This is a genomic window from Caloramator proteoclasticus DSM 10124 (genome assembly GCF_900129265.1).
Lineage (GTDB): Bacteria > Bacillota > Clostridia > Clostridiales > Caloramatoraceae > Thermobrachium > Thermobrachium proteoclasticum.
On sequence record NZ_FQVG01000002.1, the window covers coordinates 42,099 to 59,551 of the forward strand.

At 28.7% G+C, this 17,453-nt stretch carries 17 protein-coding genes; all 17 read left to right on the forward strand.

Annotated elements, in window-relative coordinates:
- Positions 1 to 2: 2 nt before the first annotated feature.
- Positions 3 to 914: a bifunctional riboflavin kinase/FAD synthetase gene (locus BUB63_RS00850; RefSeq protein WP_027307481.1), complete on the forward strand. Its 912-nt coding sequence runs from the start codon at positions 3 to 5 to the stop codon at positions 912 to 914.
- Positions 915 to 1,031: 117 nt separating this feature from the next.
- Positions 1,032 to 1,295: a 30S ribosomal protein S15 gene (gene rpsO / locus BUB63_RS00855; protein ID WP_027307482.1), complete on the forward strand. Its 264-nt coding sequence runs from the start codon at positions 1,032 to 1,034 to the stop codon at positions 1,293 to 1,295.
- 149 nt (positions 1,296 to 1,444) lie between these two features.
- Positions 1,445 to 3,556, forward strand: a complete 2,112-nt coding sequence (locus BUB63_RS00860; protein WP_027307483.1) for a polyribonucleotide nucleotidyltransferase — start codon at positions 1,445 to 1,447, stop codon at positions 3,554 to 3,556.
- A gap of 142 nt (positions 3,557 to 3,698) precedes the next feature.
- Positions 3,699 to 4,958 (forward strand): M16 family metallopeptidase, encoded by a 1,260-nt coding sequence (locus BUB63_RS00865; RefSeq protein ID WP_073247624.1) that lies wholly within the window; start codon positions 3,699 to 3,701, stop codon positions 4,956 to 4,958.
- Between the two features lie 3 nt (positions 4,959 to 4,961).
- A complete protein-coding gene (gene dut, locus BUB63_RS00870; RefSeq protein ID WP_027307485.1) occupies positions 4,962 to 5,402 on the forward strand; it encodes a dUTP diphosphatase in 441 nt (146 codons plus the stop codon).
- A 44-nt stretch (positions 5,403 to 5,446) separates the two neighbouring features.
- On the forward strand, positions 5,447 to 5,695 hold the full coding sequence (locus tag BUB63_RS00875) for a YlmC/YmxH family sporulation protein (protein WP_035165593.1): 249 nt from the start codon (positions 5,447 to 5,449) through the stop codon (positions 5,693 to 5,695).
- A 66-nt stretch (positions 5,696 to 5,761) separates the two neighbouring features.
- Positions 5,762 to 6,949 (forward strand): aspartate kinase, encoded by a 1,188-nt coding sequence (dapG, locus tag BUB63_RS00880; protein WP_073247625.1) that lies wholly within the window; start codon positions 5,762 to 5,764, stop codon positions 6,947 to 6,949.
- 223 nt (positions 6,950 to 7,172) lie between these two features.
- Positions 7,173 to 7,880, forward strand: a complete 708-nt coding sequence (locus BUB63_RS00885) for a ClpP family protease (protein ID WP_035165594.1) — start codon at positions 7,173 to 7,175, stop codon at positions 7,878 to 7,880.
- A gap of 68 nt (positions 7,881 to 7,948) precedes the next feature.
- Entirely contained in the window at positions 7,949 to 10,177 is a 2,229-nt protein-coding gene (locus BUB63_RS00890) for an FtsK/SpoIIIE family DNA translocase (protein ID WP_073247626.1), read from the forward strand.
- A gap of 176 nt (positions 10,178 to 10,353) precedes the next feature.
- Complete coding sequence (gene rimO / locus BUB63_RS00895; RefSeq protein ID WP_341465366.1) at positions 10,354 to 11,697, forward strand: 30S ribosomal protein S12 methylthiotransferase RimO; 1,344 nt, start codon at positions 10,354 to 10,356, stop codon at positions 11,695 to 11,697.
- Positions 11,681 to 12,214, forward strand: a complete 534-nt coding sequence (gene pgsA / locus BUB63_RS00900) for a CDP-diacylglycerol--glycerol-3-phosphate 3-phosphatidyltransferase (protein WP_027307490.1) — start codon at positions 11,681 to 11,683, stop codon at positions 12,212 to 12,214. Before rimO ends, pgsA begins: the two co-directional genes overlap by 17 nt.
- A gap of 160 nt (positions 12,215 to 12,374) precedes the next feature.
- Positions 12,375 to 13,409: a recombinase RecA gene (gene recA / locus BUB63_RS00905; RefSeq protein WP_027307491.1), complete on the forward strand. Its 1,035-nt coding sequence runs from the start codon at positions 12,375 to 12,377 to the stop codon at positions 13,407 to 13,409.
- Between the two features lie 57 nt (positions 13,410 to 13,466).
- Positions 13,467 to 14,090 carry a regulatory protein RecX gene (locus tag BUB63_RS00910; RefSeq protein ID WP_027307492.1) on the forward strand — a complete coding sequence of 208 codons (624 nt, stop codon included), beginning with the start codon at positions 13,467 to 13,469 and terminating at the stop codon, positions 14,088 to 14,090.
- A gap of 6 nt (positions 14,091 to 14,096) precedes the next feature.
- Positions 14,097 to 15,080, forward strand: a complete 984-nt coding sequence (locus BUB63_RS00915) for a metallophosphoesterase family protein (RefSeq protein WP_073247627.1) — start codon at positions 14,097 to 14,099, stop codon at positions 15,078 to 15,080.
- On the forward strand, positions 15,077 to 16,516 hold the full coding sequence (locus BUB63_RS00920; protein ID WP_073247628.1) for an AAA family ATPase: 1,440 nt from the start codon (positions 15,077 to 15,079) through the stop codon (positions 16,514 to 16,516). Before BUB63_RS00915 ends, BUB63_RS00920 begins: the two co-directional genes overlap by 4 nt.
- A 3-nt stretch (positions 16,517 to 16,519) precedes the next feature.
- Positions 16,520 to 16,759, forward strand: coding sequence for a hypothetical protein (locus BUB63_RS00925; protein ID WP_073247629.1), 240 nt, complete (start codon positions 16,520 to 16,522; stop codon positions 16,757 to 16,759).
- A gap of 10 nt (positions 16,760 to 16,769) precedes the next feature.
- The gene (locus BUB63_RS00930) at positions 16,770 to 17,426 is read left to right on the forward strand and encodes an ATPase (protein ID WP_073247630.1); all 657 of its coding nucleotides are present in this window, start codon (positions 16,770 to 16,772) and stop codon (positions 17,424 to 17,426) included.
- Positions 17,427 to 17,453 lie beyond the last annotated feature (27 nt).

The following is a 17,453-nucleotide window of genomic DNA, read 5'->3' on the forward strand; positions in this document are numbered from 1 at the left end:
GTATGAAGATAATTAATGAAGATTTTAGAAATATTTTATTAGATTATAATACTACAGTTGCATTGGGGATGTTTGATGGGGTGCATATTGCACATAGGGAAATAATAAAAAGAGCAGTATTGGATGCAAAAATTAATAAAACTAAAAGTGTAGTATTGACTTTTGAACAAGATCCTGATGAATTTTTATATCCAGATAAAAAGCATAAAATAATAACTGAAAACAAGACAAAAATAAAATTAATTGAAGAACTTTCACCAGATTATCTTATTTTATTAAAAACGAATAAGGAATTGCTTAATCTTAATCCAGAGGATTTTATAAATTTTTTAATAAATAATATTGGTATAAAAAAGGTTGTATGTGGTTTTGATTATAAATTTGGTAAAAAGGCAAAAGGTAATATTGATTTATTAAGAATGTATGCAAATAATTATGGGTATTCTTTAGAAGTTGTTGATGAAATAAAAATAAATGGATTTAAAGTTTCCAGCTCAGCAATTAGAGAAAAGTTAGAAAAAGGGTTAATAATAGAAGCTAATGAACTTTTAGGATATGAATTTAGTATTTATGGAGCTGTTGAAAAAGGAAACCAAATAGCAAGAGAAATGGGGTATCCAACAGCCAATATCTATGTTGATGACAGAATTGCACTTAGAAATGGTGTTTATGCAACTAAAACAGTAATAAATGGTAAGGAGTATTCTTCTATATCAAATATAGGTATTAAACCAACATTTAATGGAAAACAAAAAGTATTAGAGACTCACCTATTTAATACAAACATAAATTTATATGGTAAGGAAATAATGGTTAAATTTTTAAAATTTATTAGAGATGAACAGAAGTTTGATAGCATAATTAATCTCAAGAAGAGGATACAAGAAGATATTATTATAGCAAGAAACATATAAAAATATGTATTTACAATTAACAATCCTTTTGATATAATTTGTCTGTAACCTGTGCAAAGTTATCGTAGCACCGGCGTTAACCTTGCACAAGGGGTTAATAATTTAGGAGGTGTAACAATGGATAAGACAATTAAGCAAGAAATTATCAACAAGTACAAGAGACATGAAGGAGATACTGGTTCTCCAGAAGTACAAATTGCACTTTTAACAGAAAGAATTAATCATTTAACTGAACACTTAAAGGTTCATAAGCAAGACCACCATTCAAGAAGAGGTCTTTTAAAGATGGTTGGTAAGAGAAGAGGTCTATTAAACTATCTAATGAAGACTGACCTTGAAAAGTATCGTCAACTAATTCAAGATTTAGGAATTAGAAAATAATAACTTAAAAAATAGAGCGGAAAATCCGCTCTATTTTTTAAACCTGTTTCTAAATGTGCAATATATGGTATAATATTATTGTAAGAAATGTTTAAATTATAATTTTTATGAAATAATAATAAAAGAGGAATAAGAAGGGAGGCTATTAGATGCATAATATTTTTACAACAAACATCGCTGGTAGAGAAGTAAAAGCAGATATCGGAAAATATGCATTACTATCAAATGGAGCAGTTTTATTTAGCTATGGTGAAACTGTTGTTTTAGTTACAGCAAATGCATCAGAAGAACCAAAGGAAGGGGTAGACTTTTTCCCATTAAGTGTTGATTATGAAGAAAGATTATATGCAGTGGGTAAGATACCTGGAGGTTTTATAAAGAGAGAGGGAAAGCCAACAGAAAAGGCAATATTGTCAGCAAGAGCGATAGATAGACCAATAAGACCACTATTTCCAAAGGGTTATAGAAATGATGTTCAAGTTATTTGTACTGTTCTATCAGTAGACCCTGACAATCCACCAGAAATTGTTGCAATGAATGGGGCATCTCTTGCTTTATGTATTTCAGACATACCTTTTGAAGGTCCTTGTGCAGCAGTTTTAGTAGGAAGGATTAATGGAAATTTTGTCGTTAATCCAACAGCAAAGGAAAGAGAAGAAAGTGATCTTCATTTAATAGTATCAGCAACAAAGGAAAGAGTAATGATGATAGAAGCTGGTGGGCAAGAAATACCAGAAGAAGATATGTTTAATGCTATAATGTTTGGTTTTAATGCTTGTCAGGAAATGATAAAATTCCAAGAAGAAGTTACACAAAAATGTGGTAAAGAAAAAAGAATTCCACAACTTTATAAAGTTCCAGATGAAATTGAAACTGCTGTTAGGGAATATGCTACTGATAAATTATGGGAAGCAATGCAATATACAGATAGACAAGAAAGACAAGAAAAGGTTGATTTAGTTAAAGAAGAAGTATTTGCTCATTTTGCTGAAGTTTTTGAAGATGCTGAAAAAGATATAGACGATGTTATGTATAGAATAATGAAGGAACATGTAAGAAAGATGATTTTAGAAGAGAAGAGAAGACCTGATGGAAGAATGTTTAATGAAATAAGGCCTTTATACTGTGAAGTAGGTATATTACCAAGAACACACGGTTCAGGATTATTCCAACGTGGACAAACACAAGTATTGACAGCAGCAACTTTAGGAGCACTTGGTGATGTACAAATACTTGATGGACTTGGTGATGAAGAATTTAAGCGTTATATGCACCATTATAATTTTCCACCATATTCAACAGGTGAAGTTAAATTCTTGAGAGGTCCTGGAAGAAGAGAGATTGGTCATGGTGCCTTAGCAGAAAGAGCATTAGAACCAGTAATACCACCAGAAGAGGAATTCCCATATACTATAAGATTAGTATCTGAAGTTTTAAGCTCAAATGGTTCAACATCGCAAGCCAGTGTTTGTGCAAGTACACTTGCTCTAATGGATGCGGGAGTTCCAATTAAAAGGCCTGTTGCTGGAATAGCTATGGGACTTGTTACAGACGAAGAATTAACAAAAGCAGAGATATTAACTGATATACAAGGAATTGAAGATTTCTTTGGTGATATGGACTTTAAAGTAGCAGGTACAGAAAAAGGAATTACAGCTATCCAAGTTGATACAAAAATAAAGGGATTACCAGAGGATGTTATTAAAAGGGCTATTATGCAAGCAAGAGAAGCAAGATTAAAAATATTAGATACAATGCTATCAACTATAGCTGAACCAAGAAAAGAGCTTTCAAAATATGCACCAAGAATAATACATATGCTAATAGATCCAGATAAAATAAGAGATGTTATAGGACCAGGTGGAAAAACAATTAAAAAGATAATAGCAGATACAGGTGTAAAAATAGATACAGAAGATGATGGTAGATTATATATTTGTGCACCAAACATTGAATCAGGTGAAAGGGCTAAGAAAATAATTGAAGGAATAACAAAGGATGTACAGGTTGGAGAGATTTACTTAGGTAGAGTTAATAGAATAACTCAATTTGGTGCATTTGTTGAAATTCTTCCAGGTAAAGAGGGATTAGTACATATTTCAAAGTTAGCTCACGAGAGAGTAAATAAAGTAGAAGATGTTGTAAATGTTGGAGATGAAATATTAGTTAAGGTAACAGAAATTGATAATCAAGGAAGAATAAACCTATCAAGAAAAGATGCAATTAAAAAAGAAGAAACCAAAGATAAGGACAAAGAATAAGGCTTATTATAAGCCTTTTTTTATAACGTATAGTTAATTAATCCTTTTAAAGTTTGGAAAGTTAGATATTTATTAAAATTAAGCCGCATAATATATGTAGAAGAGCTAAAACCTAATTTTTAGTTATATACAGGAGGTTAATATGTATCAAGTTTTAAATTTAAATAATGGAATACGCGTAGTTTTAGAACATATACCTTATGTTAATTCTGTTAGCGTTGGTGTGTGGGTAAAAAGTGGTTCAAGATATGAAAGTGAAGAAATTAATGGCATATCTCATTTTATAGAACATATGATGTTTAAGGGAACTCAAAATAGAACAGCTAAACAAATTGCAGAGGATATAGAGGGGCTTGGAGGACAAATAAACGCTTTTACAAGTAAAGAAGCAACCTGCTATTATGTAAAGATGATAGACCAACATATAGATATAGCAATCGATGTTTTAATGGATATGTTGTTAAATGCAAATATGAATAAAGATGATATAGAGAAGGAAAAAGGTGTAATTAAAGAAGAAATAAATATGTATGAAGACTCTCCAGAGGATTTAGTTGGTGATTTATTATCTAAGGCTACTTGGGATGGAGATAGCTTATCATATACAATTTTAGGAACACATTATACAATTGATAATATGTCTAAAGAAAAAATAGTAAGTTATATGAGAAGAACCTACAATTATAAAAACATTGTCATTGCAATTGCGGGTAATTTTGAAAAAGATAAAGTTATAGAAAAATTAGAAAGTTATTTTAACAAAAATGATTTAGATGAACTACAAGACTTAAGTATTTCTTCTCCAAAGGTTAATAATAGTATATTGGTAAAACAAAAGGATATTGAACAGGTACATATTGGATTGTCTTTAGATGGAATTGAGCTTGGAAATGAAGAGATATATACATTGTCAGCAATAAATAATTATTTTGGAGGAGGAACAAGTTCGCGTTTATTCCAAAGATTAAGGGAGGAAAATGGTTTAGTATACACTATATATTCTTTCCCTTCATCATATATAAATTGTGGTTCCTTCAACATATATTTTGCATTAAATGAGAATAATGTAGAAAGAGCAATTTCATATATTAAAGAGGAAATAAACAATTTATGTAAATTAGGTATAGATAAAGAACAAATACTTAAAGCAAAAGAACAACTCAAGGGCAATTATATTTTAGGTTTAGAAAGTGTTGCAAATAGAATGTTTAGTATGGGTAAGTCACTTTTATTACAAAATAAGGTATACGAACCTTCTGAAGTTCTAAGCAAAATAGATAAAATAACAGAAGAAGATATTAGAAGAATAATTGATAAAATATTCTCTAATGGAATTAAGTCAGCTGCAATAGTTGGCAAAAATGTTGAAGAAGAAAAATATAAAAAGTTGATTTGGGGGTAGAAAATGAAGCTTAAGATAAAAAGACTTGAAAATGCTAAAGATTTGCCACTTCCAAAGTTTATGACTGAAGGATCCTGTGGTATGGATTTATATGCAAATGTAGAAGAGGATTTGGTTATTAAGCCTATGGAAATAAATCTTATACCAACAGGAATTTCAATAAGTTTACCAAAGGGATATGAAGCACAAATTAGACCAAGAAGTGGCTTGGCTCTAAAGAATGGTATAGCATTAGTTAATTCACCTGGTACAATTGATAGTGACTATAGAGGCGAAATAGGTGTGATTATAATAAATTTAGGCAGGGAACCCTTTGTAGTAAAAAGGGGAGATAGAATTGCTCAAATGGTAATAAATCAAGTCGTTATTCCAGAGATAGAGGAATTAGAAAATTTAGATTGTACTTTAAGAGGAGAAGATGGTTTTGGATCAACAGGTCTATAAACCATCTTTTTTCATATAATTATATAGTAAAGGGGGATGAGTATATGAGTAAAAGATTTTCAGATTTGATGGAACTTGAAATTATTGATGTATCGGAAGGAAGTAAATTTGGCACAATTGGTGACTGTGATATTGTTTTTAATAGGTTAACAGGTGAGATTGAAAGCTTAATTACAGCATCAAATTTTTCACTATTTTCATTTAAGAATAGAGATTATATGGAGATTCCTTGGAATAAGAGAATAAATGTATTCGCTAAAACAATTCTTTTTGATTTAAAGACTAAATTTTGATAACAGATTTTAAATATAATTAGTATTATATAGTAGTGTTATCAAATGGCTAGAGGAGGCCCTGCTATGAAAATTATTGTTCAAAAGTTTGGAGGCACTTCAGTTTCAACACATCAAAGAAGAGAAATGGTTGCAGACAAAGTATTAGATGCAATAAAAAGGGGGTATAAGCCTGTTGTAGTTGTTTCAGCGATAGGTAGAAAGGGTGATCCCTATGCAACTGATACACTACTATCATTGCTTGATAATGAAAAAACATATTTAGAAAAGAGAGAATATGATATATTGATGTCTTGTGGTGAGATTATTTCTTGCGTTGTGTTATCAGAAGTTTTATCAAAAAGAGGGTTAAAGGTAAGGGTTTTAACTGGGGGACAGGCTGGAATTGTAACAAATGATAACTTTGGAAATGCTGAAATTTTAAGAATAGATACAAATAGAATTATTAACACTATAAATGATGGTTATATTCCTGTTGTGGCTGGTTTTCAAGGTATGACTCAAAGTGGTGAAATTACAACATTGGGTAGAGGAGGTAGTGACATAACAGGTACAGCACTTGGTGCTGCATTAAAAGCTGATTTTGTAGAGATATATACAGATGTAGATGGTATTATGACTGCTGATCCAAGAATAGTTAGCAACGCACATTTAATTGAAACTATGAGCTATAATGAAGTCTTTCAGTTTGCAGATCAAGGAGCTAAAGTTATTCATCCAAGAGCTGTTGAGTATGCTATGAAGTCAAATATACCTGTATATATAAAAAATACGATGAGTAATAGTAGAGGAACCCTAATTACAATTTCACGTGAAAATATTGGAAGAATTATAACTGGCATAACACATATGTCATCAAGAACACAAATTAGTATAGAATATGATGAAAGTTGCCAAAATGCTGATGATATTTTTGAAGTATTGGCAAACAATAAAATAAGTATTGACTTAATAAATGTATTTCCAGATTATAGAGTGTTTACAGTAAATTCAAAACAAGAAGAAAGTGTCATAAAGATATTAGAAATGCTAAAAATAAAATATAAAGTAGTGTCAAATTGTAGTAAAATAGCAGTTATAGGAAATGGAATGCGTGGTACACCTGGAATTATGGCAAAAATACTAAAGGCATTGAAGGAGAGAAATATAAAGGTATTACAAACTGCGGATTCACATACAACTATATGGTGCTTAGTTAAGGAAGAAGATACTGAATCAGCTATAAAAGCTCTACACGAGGCATTTGATTTGTAATAATATTTAAGAGGTCTCTACATTGAATTGTAGGGACCTTTACTATTGTTATTCATTTTTCAGTGAATTTCTTCAAAGCGTATAATTTTTGTATATAAATATTTAGTCAATTTATATTTATTGTCTACTATCTACTAATAAAAGAGGATAATTTTTATCACTTGTTAGTTTAAAGGATTATAAATTAATTTTATGTTGGTTAGACTAATAAAGAGGTGATGGTATGAGTTTTATAATAAAAAATGAAGAGCCTGATGATAATAAAAACAAAAAGGACGCTAATGAAGTTGAAAATATAAAAGAATTAGGAAATTATCCTCCAGCACCATTTACTTCTGACATTTTTACTATGACGATTATAGGACAGATAGAAGGACATACAGTATTACCTCCTCAAACTAAATCAACAAAATACGAACATATATTTCCTCAACTTGTTAATGTTGAGGAGAACCCTAATATAAAAGGACTTTTGGTTATTTTGAATACTGTGGGAGGGGATGTTGAAGCAGGACTTGCGATAGCTGAAATGATAAACAGTATTACAAAACCAACTGTTTCACTTGTAGTTGGTGGTGGACATAGTATAGGTGTTCCTCTTGCAGTAGCGACCGACTATTCATTTATATCACCAACAGCTACAATGATAATACATCCTATAAGAATGAATGGTTTAGTAATAGGAGTTCCACAAACATTTGCCTATTTTCAAAAAATGCAGGATAGGATATTAAGTTTTATCACAAGAAATAGTAAAGTTTCTAAAGAAAAGTTAAGAGAGTTAATGCTTGAGACAGATGAGCTTTTAAATGATATGGGTACCATACTAATAGGTAATCAGGCAGTTGAATTAGGTTTAATAGATGAAGTTGGTGGAATAGGTGAAGCATATAAAAAACTGAGAGATATGGTTGATAGAGCAAATGCATAAAATAGCATTTGCTTTTTTTTGTTAATATGTTATATTTCTAAATAGGAGAAAGTTTAAGAGGTGATAGGATGGCAAGGAAAAATAAAAGAATGGTAAGCAATAATAACAATAATGTTAAAAAAGAAATATATGGTGTTGTGATTTTTGGTATTTCTTTAATTATTGGCTTAAGCATCTATATTAAACCTTCAGGTATTGCAGGAATAATTATTAGAGATTTTGTATTGGGAATGTTTGGACTTGGTGCCTACATATTTCCGTTATATTTTTTATTTGTAGGCCTTATATTTATAGTAAAGAGGGGTAAGATTAAGGTTAATAACAAATTTTACTATATATCATTATTATTATACATAATAAATGTTATGTTAACAGTACCATATTCTTCAGAAAACACTAATGGGAAGTTTTTAAATAAATTAAAAGATTCATATTTGAACGGAATTGATAATAAAGGTGGCGGAATTATTGGTGAATTATTGGCAACACCGATGATATATGCTTTTGGAGAAGTAGGTACATACATCATATTAGTATGCATATCAATTGTACTTATTTTATTAATAACAGAGAGATCTATATTAATACCTTTAATTACTAATATTAAATTGATGTTTATAAAAATGAAAAATAAAAAAGAAATAGTTATAGATGAAGCTGATAAAAATGAAAATAAAAAATATGATAATAAAGATAGTATTGATGTAAAAGACATTAAAGAAAATATAGAAAAAATTGATAAAAAGATAAAAATAGTTGATTTTTTAAAGGATACTAAAGATTCAAAACAAGAACAAAATGATAAAAAAGAGAAGGAAACAGCAGTCGATAATCTTAATGAAGAAATAAGTAAAGGAAAAAATAATATAATTGATTATAAATTTCCACCATTAGAGCTTCTTTGTGAAAATAAATATAAAGGGCAACTACAGGATAAGAAGGAATTATTACAAAATGCAAAACTATTAGAGGATACATTAAATAGCTTTGGAGTTGATGCAAAGGTAATTCAGGTAAATAGAGGACCGTCTGTAACAAGATATGAGATACAACCAAATGCAGGTGTTAAAGTTAGCAGGATAGTAAATTTAGCGGATGATATAGCTTTAAATTTAGCAGCATCATCGGTAAGAATAGAAGCACCTATTCCAGGTAAATCTGCAGTTGGAATAGAAGTTCCTAATAAGGAAGTTGTCCCAGTAACATTACGAGAGGTATTAGAATCAAGGGAATTTATAGAATTCAAATCAAATCTATCTTTTGCATTAGGAAAAGATATAACAGGTAAATGCATCGTAACAGATTTATCTAAGATGCCTCACTTACTAATAGCAGGTGCAACTGGTTCAGGAAAGAGTGTTTGTATAAATACTTTAATTACAAGTATTATATATAAATCATCTCCTAATGATGTAAAGATGTTACTTATTGATCCTAAGGTTGTTGAATTATCAGTTTATAATGGAATACCGCATTTATTGATACCGGTAGTAACAGAACCTAAAAAAGCAGCTTCTGCACTTTATTGGGCAGTAAATGAAATGACCCAGCGATATAAATTGTTTGCTGAAAATAATGTAAGGAATATTGAAGGATATAATAAACTAATGGAAGATATTGATTCGACTAAAAAGTTACCACAAATTGTTATAATAATTGATGAATTAGCAGATTTAATGATGGTATCCCCTAATGATGTAGAAGACGCAATATGTAGACTGGCTCAAATGGCAAGAGCAGCAGGTATGCATTTAGTAATTGCTACACAAAGACCATCTGTTGATGTAATAACTGGTGTTATTAAAGCCAACATTCCATCAAGAATTGCCTTTGCAGTATCAAGCCAAGTTGATTCAAGAACTATATTAGATATGGCTGGTGCTGAAAAATTATTGGGAAGAGGAGATATGCTCTTTATGCCAATTGGTGAAAGTAAACCAATAAGAATTCAAGGTGCTTTTATTTCTGATAAAGAAGTTGAAAATATTGTATCGTATCTAAAGAATAATAGTAGTACAGACTATAAAGAAGAGATAATAGATGATATTGAAAAAAATATTAATAGTTCATCAGATGGTAATGGAGAATTTGAAGATGAACTTTTAGACGAAGCAATAAATATTGCGGTTGAAAGTGGTCAGGTATCAGCATCAATGTTACAAAGAAGACTTAGAATAGGATTTAATAGAGCAGCAAGGTTAATTGAGGAAATGGAATTGCGGGGAATAATAGGTAAACAAGAAGGAAGTAAACCAAGACAAGTACTAATTTCTAAACAAGATGTAGAAAAATATTAATATATATTGTAAATCAACCTCATATATTATAAAATATATGAGGTTGATTTTTGTCGTATAAAATCAAAATATAATAAAAGAAGTAAAATTAATAAAAATGGAGTAAAAATGAGTAAAAAGGAGATAATATTAAATAATTAGCAATAATTGCCCAGGAAATAGAAAAGGAGTTGATTTTGATGAAATATAAAGTCGGATTGATTTCGTTAGGCTGTGATAAGAATAGAGTTGACGCAGAGGTTATGTTACACGAATTGAAGCAAAATGGATTTGAGATTGTAAATGATGAAAAGATTGCAGATATTATTATAGTAAATACCTGTGGTTTTATAGAATCTGCTAAGATGGAATCAATAGAAACAATATTGGAAATGGCACAAAACAAACAAGAGGGTAATTGTAAAGCTGTTATAGCAACTGGATGTATGGCAGAAAGATATAAGCAAGATTTACTTAATGAAATGCCAGAATTAGATGCTGTGGTTGGTACAGGTAATTATCAAAATATAGTTGAAGTTGTTAATAATATATTAAAAGGAAATAATAAGATTGTAAAAGTAGGAAATATAAATTATAATTTAGAATATAATGAAAGGATTTTATCTACACCTAATCACTATGCATATTTAAAAATTGCTGAAGGATGCAATAATAATTGTAGTTACTGTATAATTCCTCAATTAAGAGGCAGATATAGAAGCAGAAAAATTGAAGATATAATAAAAGAGGCAAAACAATTAGCAAATATAGGTGTTAAGGAACTAATTATAGTTGCACAAGATACAACTATGTATGGAATAGATATATATAAAAAGAAATCATTGTCAATGTTATTAAAGGAAATTGAGAAAATTGAAGGCATAGAATGGATAAGGGTAATGTACTCATATCCAGAGGAGATAGATGATGAACTTATAGAAACTATAAAAAATAGTCAAAAAATATGTAGATATTTTGATATGCCAATACAACATATAAGCGATAAAATATTAAAGTTAATGAATAGAAGGACAACAAAGCAAAAAATATTAAATGTAATAGATAATATAAGAAAAAACATTCCTGATGCAGTAATTAGAACTTCATTGATAGTAGGTTTTCCAAATGAAACTGATGATGATTTTAATGAATTAGTTGAATTTATAAAGGAATATAAATTAGATAGAGTGGGTATTTTTGAATATTCACAGGAAGAAGGTACAAGAGCAGCATTGCTTGATAATCAAATAAGTGATGAAGTTAAAACTTATAGAAAAGAAAAATTAATGAAAATCCAAAGCAAAATTGCTTTAGAGAAAAATATGAAATTAATTGGAAATGAAGTTAATGTAATTATTGATGGTAAAACAAATGAAGGAATGTATTTTGGAAGAACATATGCTGATGCTCCAGAGATTGACCAAACAGTTTATTTTGATGCAAGTAAAGATTATAATAGAGGTGATATTGTTAGTGTAAAAATAACAAAGGCTTATAATTATGATTTATTAGGAGTTGATGTTAATGAATTTAGCAAATAAGATAACAATATCAAGAATATTTTTAGTTCCACTATTTTTATTTTTTCTATTAGTTAAAATACCATATGGTAATTGGATTGCAACAATAATATTTATAATAGCAGCTTTAACTGATAGTTTAGATGGGTATATAGCAAGAAATAGAAATCAAATAACTAAATTTGGAAAATTCTTAGATCCATTAGCTGATAAACTTATAGTTACTGCCGCATTAGTTGCTTTAGTAGAACGTCAGATAATACCGTCATGGCTTGTTGTGATAATTCTTGCTCGTGAATTTGCAATAACAGGATTAAGAGCGGTGGCTGCTTCTGAAGGGAATGTTATTGCTGCAAGCAACTGGGGAAAACTTAAGACTGTCACTCAAATCATAGCAATAATTGCTGCTCTAATTGAGTTAAAATATAAAGAATTTAATATATACATATATTTGATGTATATAGCAACCATTATAACAATTATTTCGGGTATAGATTATATTAAAAAAAATAGAAAATTTATAAATTCAAAGGAATAAGAGTAACCTTATTTTACTCTTATTCCTTTTATTATTAAAATGTTATTATGTAATATATGACAATATCAAAAGTGATAATGAATACAAAAATAATAATATTGACCAGCAGAAAAAAATGTTATATAATAAGAACAGATGTTCGGGAAAGGAAGGATAAAATATGAATGAAAAACAAAAAGCATTGGAATTAGCGTTAAGCCAAATTGAAAAACAATTTGGAAAAGGTTCAATAATGAAGTTAGGTGAAAATTCAAAGTTAAATGTTGAAGCAATTTCAACAGGTTCTCTTGATTTAGATATAGCATTAGGAATTGGAGGAGTTCCAAGAGGAAGAATAGTAGAAATATATGGACCAGAATCATCAGGTAAAACAACAGTAGCTCTTCATATAGTTGCTGAAGCACAAAAAAATGGAGGGACTGCAGCTTTTATAGATGCAGAACACGCATTGGATCCTACATATGCAACAAAGCTTGGTGTAGATGTATCAAATTTAGTGGTATCTCAACCAGATACTGGAGAGCAAGCACTTGAAATAGCTGAAGCATTAGTAAGATCAGGTGCAATTGATGTCATTGTTATTGACTCTGTTGCTGCATTAGTACCAAAGGCAGAGATTGAAGGCGAAATGGGAGATGCCTTTGTAGGATTACAAGCAAGGCTAATGTCACAGGCATTAAGAAAATTAGCGGGGGCAATAAATAAGTCAAAGTGTGTAGCTATTTTTATAAATCAATTAAGAGAAAAAGTAGGTGTAATGTTTGGTAGTCCAGAGACCACTCCAGGAGGTAGAGCACTAAAATTTTATGCATCTGTAAGGTTAGATGTTAGAAAAGTGGATTCAATAAAGCAAGGTGAAGATGTTTTAGGAAGTAGAACAAGAGTTAAGGTTGTAAAAAATAAAGTAGCACCTCCTTTTAAGCAAGCAGAATTTGATATAATGTATGGTGAAGGTATATCAAAAGAAGGAAATATTTTAGATGTGGCAGTAAATAACAACATAATACAAAAGAGTGGTGCTTGGTTCTCGTATAAAGATATAAAGCTTGGTCAAGGAAGAGAAAATGCTAAGAATTATTTAAAGGAAAATCCTCAAGTAGCTTTAGAAATTGAAAATACAATAAGACAAAAATATAATCTACCTTTAGCAAATTCAGCAATTAATTCAAATTTAGATAATAAAAGTGAAGAGTAGTATCTGATAAACATCCCTTTTGGGATGTTTATTTTCGATTATAAAGGAGTTGTTAGAATGCAAATAACAGGGATTGAAAAACAAAAGAAAAATAGTGAAAGATATAATATATACATAGATGGAACATATAGTTTTTCGGCTGAATTGGAGGATATAATAAAGTATGATATAAAAATTGATAGAAACATAAGTGAGAATGAATTATCAATATTAATACAGAAATGTGAAATAAATAAAGGATATAGATATGCTTTAAATTTGTTGAATGTAAAGGATTATTCAAAAAAAGAATTTATTGATAAATTAAAACAAAAAGGGTATAGTGAAAAAAGTATAGATATTATTATTAATAAACTTGAGGAGTATGGGTTGATTGATGATTTTAAATATGCCAATAAATATGTCAGAAAGAAAATAAATATGAATAAGTTAGGTAAATTAAGAATAATAAATGAGTTAAAATTAAAGGGGGTAAATAATAATATAGTTGAAAAGATTAATTTTGATGAAGATAAAATGTTAAACAATGCATATAATTTAGCTATTAAGAAATTAAAAGGAAATAAAAACGAAAATGAAGACTTAACGAAAGTAGCAAGGTTTCTATATTATAAAGGATATACAAATGAAGAAATAAAGAAAGTATTGAAAAAAATAGATAAAGATATAGAATGGGAGTAGATGTTAATGAAGTTTTTGTTTTTTACAGACACACATATAAGGGGAACCAATCCAAGAGCCAGATTAGATGATTTTGAGAAAACTTTATATAATAAGTTTGAGGAATTACTTAGTTATGTTAGATTAAATAATATAGATTATGTTTTATTTGGTGGAGATTTATTAGATAGGCCTGATGTTTCACTTTCTGTTATGCAAAAATTTATAGATGTATTAAATAAATTTCCAAAGCCTATTTATATGGTATTAGGAAATCACGATATATATGGACAAAATCCTAACACTGTAAATAGAACAATTATTGGAATTCTTGAAACTTTAGGTATAGTATGGATTTTAGATGATAAACCCGTGGAATTGAATGATGGTAAAGTAAAGATAAAAATTACTGGTTCAAGCTTTACATATGATATTGATGTAGATTCATCTAAGAGCAAATATATTACTAATAAAGGAGAATGTGATTATCTAATACATATTGCACATGGAATGTTAATGGAAAAACCATTTATAAAGGAAGTTCCCCACACAACAATAGATGAAATTATTCAAAGAACAGAAGCAGATATTACATTATGTGGTCATTATCATACGGGCTATGGAATAATAAAGATTGAAAATAAATATATTGTTAACCCTGGAGCAATTGTTAGAATAAATAATAGTATAGCAGAAATAAAGAGACAGCCCAGTTTTGCAGTAATAGATATCAATGAAAATATATCCGTATATATTGAAAAATTAAAGTCAGCACCAAGGGGTGAAGATATACTTGATAGAAGTTTTATAAAAATACAGGAACAAAGGGAGATATTGTTCAATAATATAATTCAAACAGTTAATACTTATGGTGAATTTGAAATGTTAAGTATTAATCAGATAGTTGAGGAAGTCGCAAAGAAGGAATCTATTCCTGACGAAATAAAAAAAGAGGTTTTGGATAGATTAACAAGGGCCCATATAATTTTATCAAAAGAGGTGGTAGATTGATTTATATAAAATCAATTGAAATTGAAAATTTTCAATCACATAAGTACTCAAAACTTGATTTAAGTGAGAACTTAAATGTTATTGTAGGTCCTTCTGACAATGGTAAATCAGCTATTATAAGGGCGTTAAAATGGTGCCTTTTTAATGAACCAAAGGGTTCAGAGTTTATAAGATTTGATTCTAATTATTGTAGAGTAACTTTAACTTTATCGGATGGGGTTAAAATAATAAGAGAAAGAACAAAAACTAAAAATTCATATAGATTAATAAAGAATGGAGAAGAATCGGTTTTTGAAGGATTTGGTAATGATATACCATTAGAAATTTTAGAGGCTCATAGGATAAGAAAAATAAAAATTGATAAAGATAACGACTTGTGTTTGAATTTATCAGAACAATTAGAGGGACCATTTTTATTGAGTCAACCTAATTCTTTTAAATCAAAGGCAATAGGTAAGATTGTAGGGCTTAATATAATAGATGAAGCTATTAAAGATATAAATAAAGACATAAATTTAATTCAAAGTGATTCAAAAGTTATAAAGGACAATTTAAGTGAAATTAATAAAAAGATAGATTCTTTAAGTTATGTAAATGAGTTAGAGAGATATATAATTAAAAAAGAAAAAATATTGAACCAATTAAAAGAAAAGGTAGACTTATTAGATAAAATTAAAAAACATTATGAAACATTAAATCAATTAAATATTGAGATTACTGAAGAGAAAAAAATAATTGAAAAACTTAAATTAATAGAAAATTACGATTTAAATCTTTTAGAGAAAAAAATGTCTGATTTTATAAAACTAAAAAATATAGATTGTAATATAACCTTAATCAATAATGATATTTTAAAACAACAGGAAATAATACAAAAAACAACTAATATAGATGTAGCAAATTTGCATATAACAAAATTAGTTGAATTAATACAAAAATATGTTGTTTTATATCAGATAAAAGAAAAGACTATTGTATTAAATGATGAAATAAAATTAAATGAGAAAATTGAACTTAATACAAGGAATGTTTCAGTAATAAATGAAATAGTACAAAAAATAGATCATATATTGATTAAATATAATCAAATAATAGATAAGTATAATAAATACAATGCTTGCATGATGTCTATTGCTAAAGGAAATGAATATATGAGAAAGTTTGATAAAATAGATAAATTAAGCGATACTATAAATTATATCGAAGAAAAAATATTAAAATTTAAAAATATTTTAGCATATGGCGAGAATTATAACGCTATTAAAAAAGAAATCATAGATTTATCTTTAGATTATAAAAGATGTAATGTTGAAATTTCAAATTTTATAAATAGTTATAAAAGTATATTAAAAGATATAAATGTTTGTCCTGTGTGTGGAAGTGAAGTTGACGAGTCAAGGATTGATAAAATTTTAAGTATAATTGAGGAGGAATAATATATGCATAACTACGAAGAGAAGTTAAACGATTTAAAACGCAGACTTGAGTATGCGAAAAATAAAAGAATAAAGGCAGAGACAAGATTAGAACAGCTTCAGATACAAAAAAAAGAATTAATGAATGAAATTAAAAAGTTAGGATTTGAACCTGATAATTTAGAACAAGAAATAATAAATTTAGAAAGTGAAATAATGAATTTAATTAATGAAGCTGAAAGCTTAATGCCGAAGGATATATAAGGGTGATAATATGTGGTTAGAAAAATTAAAGGATATAAGCAATAAATTCGAAGAAGAGAAGAAAAATTATTATGAACTTAAAGGACAGCTACAAGCCTTAAATAATGAAAAAAAAGCTTTAGAAGAAAAATTAAAAGTACTGGAAAAACGCGAGGTTACATTATTAGAATCAAGAAGATTACTTCATAATGTATCTGAATATGCAAGAAATCAATCCAAACAACAAATAGAATATATTGTTACAAATTGTTTGCAGTATATATTTAATTCAAATATTGAGTTTAAAATAGAGTTAAACGAAAAAGCAAATAGGAATGAAGCAGATTTTTTTGTCGTAACTCCTTTAGAAAATGGACAAAGTGTAACAACTAAACCTGAGGTATCAAGGGGTGGAGGGGTTGTTGATATAGTTTCTTTAGCACTTAGGGTAGCGCTATTAGAAGCACATAATCCAAAGATAAATGGGCCATTAATATTGGATGAACCAGCAAAACATGTTAGTGAAGATTTTGTAATAAACGTTGCTGAATTTTTAAAACAAGTTTCTAAGATGTTTAATAGGCAAATTATTATGGTAACACACAATACACACCTATTAGAGTCTGCTGATAAGAAATATAGAGTTGAGTTGATAGATACAGTTAGTAGTGTTACCCCTGTAACTTGACATAAAATTAAAACTATAATAAAATAA

Bases quoted from the DNA above. Each gene is read 5' to 3' on its own strand.
- dapG (WP_073247625.1), top strand. From the start codon at position 5,762: ATGAAAATTATTGTTCAAAAGTTTGGAGGCACTTCAGTTTCAACACAT.
- BUB63_RS00885 (WP_035165594.1), top strand. From the start codon at position 7,173: ATGAGTTTTATAATAAAAAATGAAGAGCCTGATGATAATAAAAACAAA.
- BUB63_RS00850 (WP_027307481.1), top strand. From the start codon at position 3: ATGAAGATAATTAATGAAGATTTTAGAAATATTTTATTAGATTATAAT.
- BUB63_RS00925 (WP_073247629.1), top strand. From the start codon at position 16,520: ATGCATAACTACGAAGAGAAGTTAAACGATTTAAAACGCAGACTTGAG.
- dut (WP_027307485.1), top strand. From the start codon at position 4,962: ATGAAGCTTAAGATAAAAAGACTTGAAAATGCTAAAGATTTGCCACTT.
- BUB63_RS00860 (WP_027307483.1), top strand. From the start codon at position 1,445: ATGCATAATATTTTTACAACAAACATCGCTGGTAGAGAAGTAAAAGCA.
- BUB63_RS00875 (WP_035165593.1), top strand. From the start codon at position 5,447: ATGAGTAAAAGATTTTCAGATTTGATGGAACTTGAAATTATTGATGTA.
- recA (WP_027307491.1), top strand. From the start codon at position 12,375: ATGAATGAAAAACAAAAAGCATTGGAATTAGCGTTAAGCCAAATTGAA.
- BUB63_RS00915 (WP_073247627.1), top strand. From the start codon at position 14,097: ATGAAGTTTTTGTTTTTTACAGACACACATATAAGGGGAACCAATCCA.
- BUB63_RS00890 (WP_073247626.1), top strand. From the start codon at position 7,949: ATGGCAAGGAAAAATAAAAGAATGGTAAGCAATAATAACAATAATGTT.
- BUB63_RS00930 (WP_073247630.1), top strand. From the start codon at position 16,770: ATGTGGTTAGAAAAATTAAAGGATATAAGCAATAAATTCGAAGAAGAG.
- rpsO (WP_027307482.1), top strand. From the start codon at position 1,032: ATGGATAAGACAATTAAGCAAGAAATTATCAACAAGTACAAGAGACAT.
- pgsA (WP_027307490.1), top strand. From the start codon at position 11,681: ATGAATTTAGCAAATAAGATAACAATATCAAGAATATTTTTAGTTCCA.
- BUB63_RS00865 (WP_073247624.1), top strand. From the start codon at position 3,699: ATGTATCAAGTTTTAAATTTAAATAATGGAATACGCGTAGTTTTAGAA.
- BUB63_RS00910 (WP_027307492.1), top strand. From the start codon at position 13,467: ATGCAAATAACAGGGATTGAAAAACAAAAGAAAAATAGTGAAAGATAT.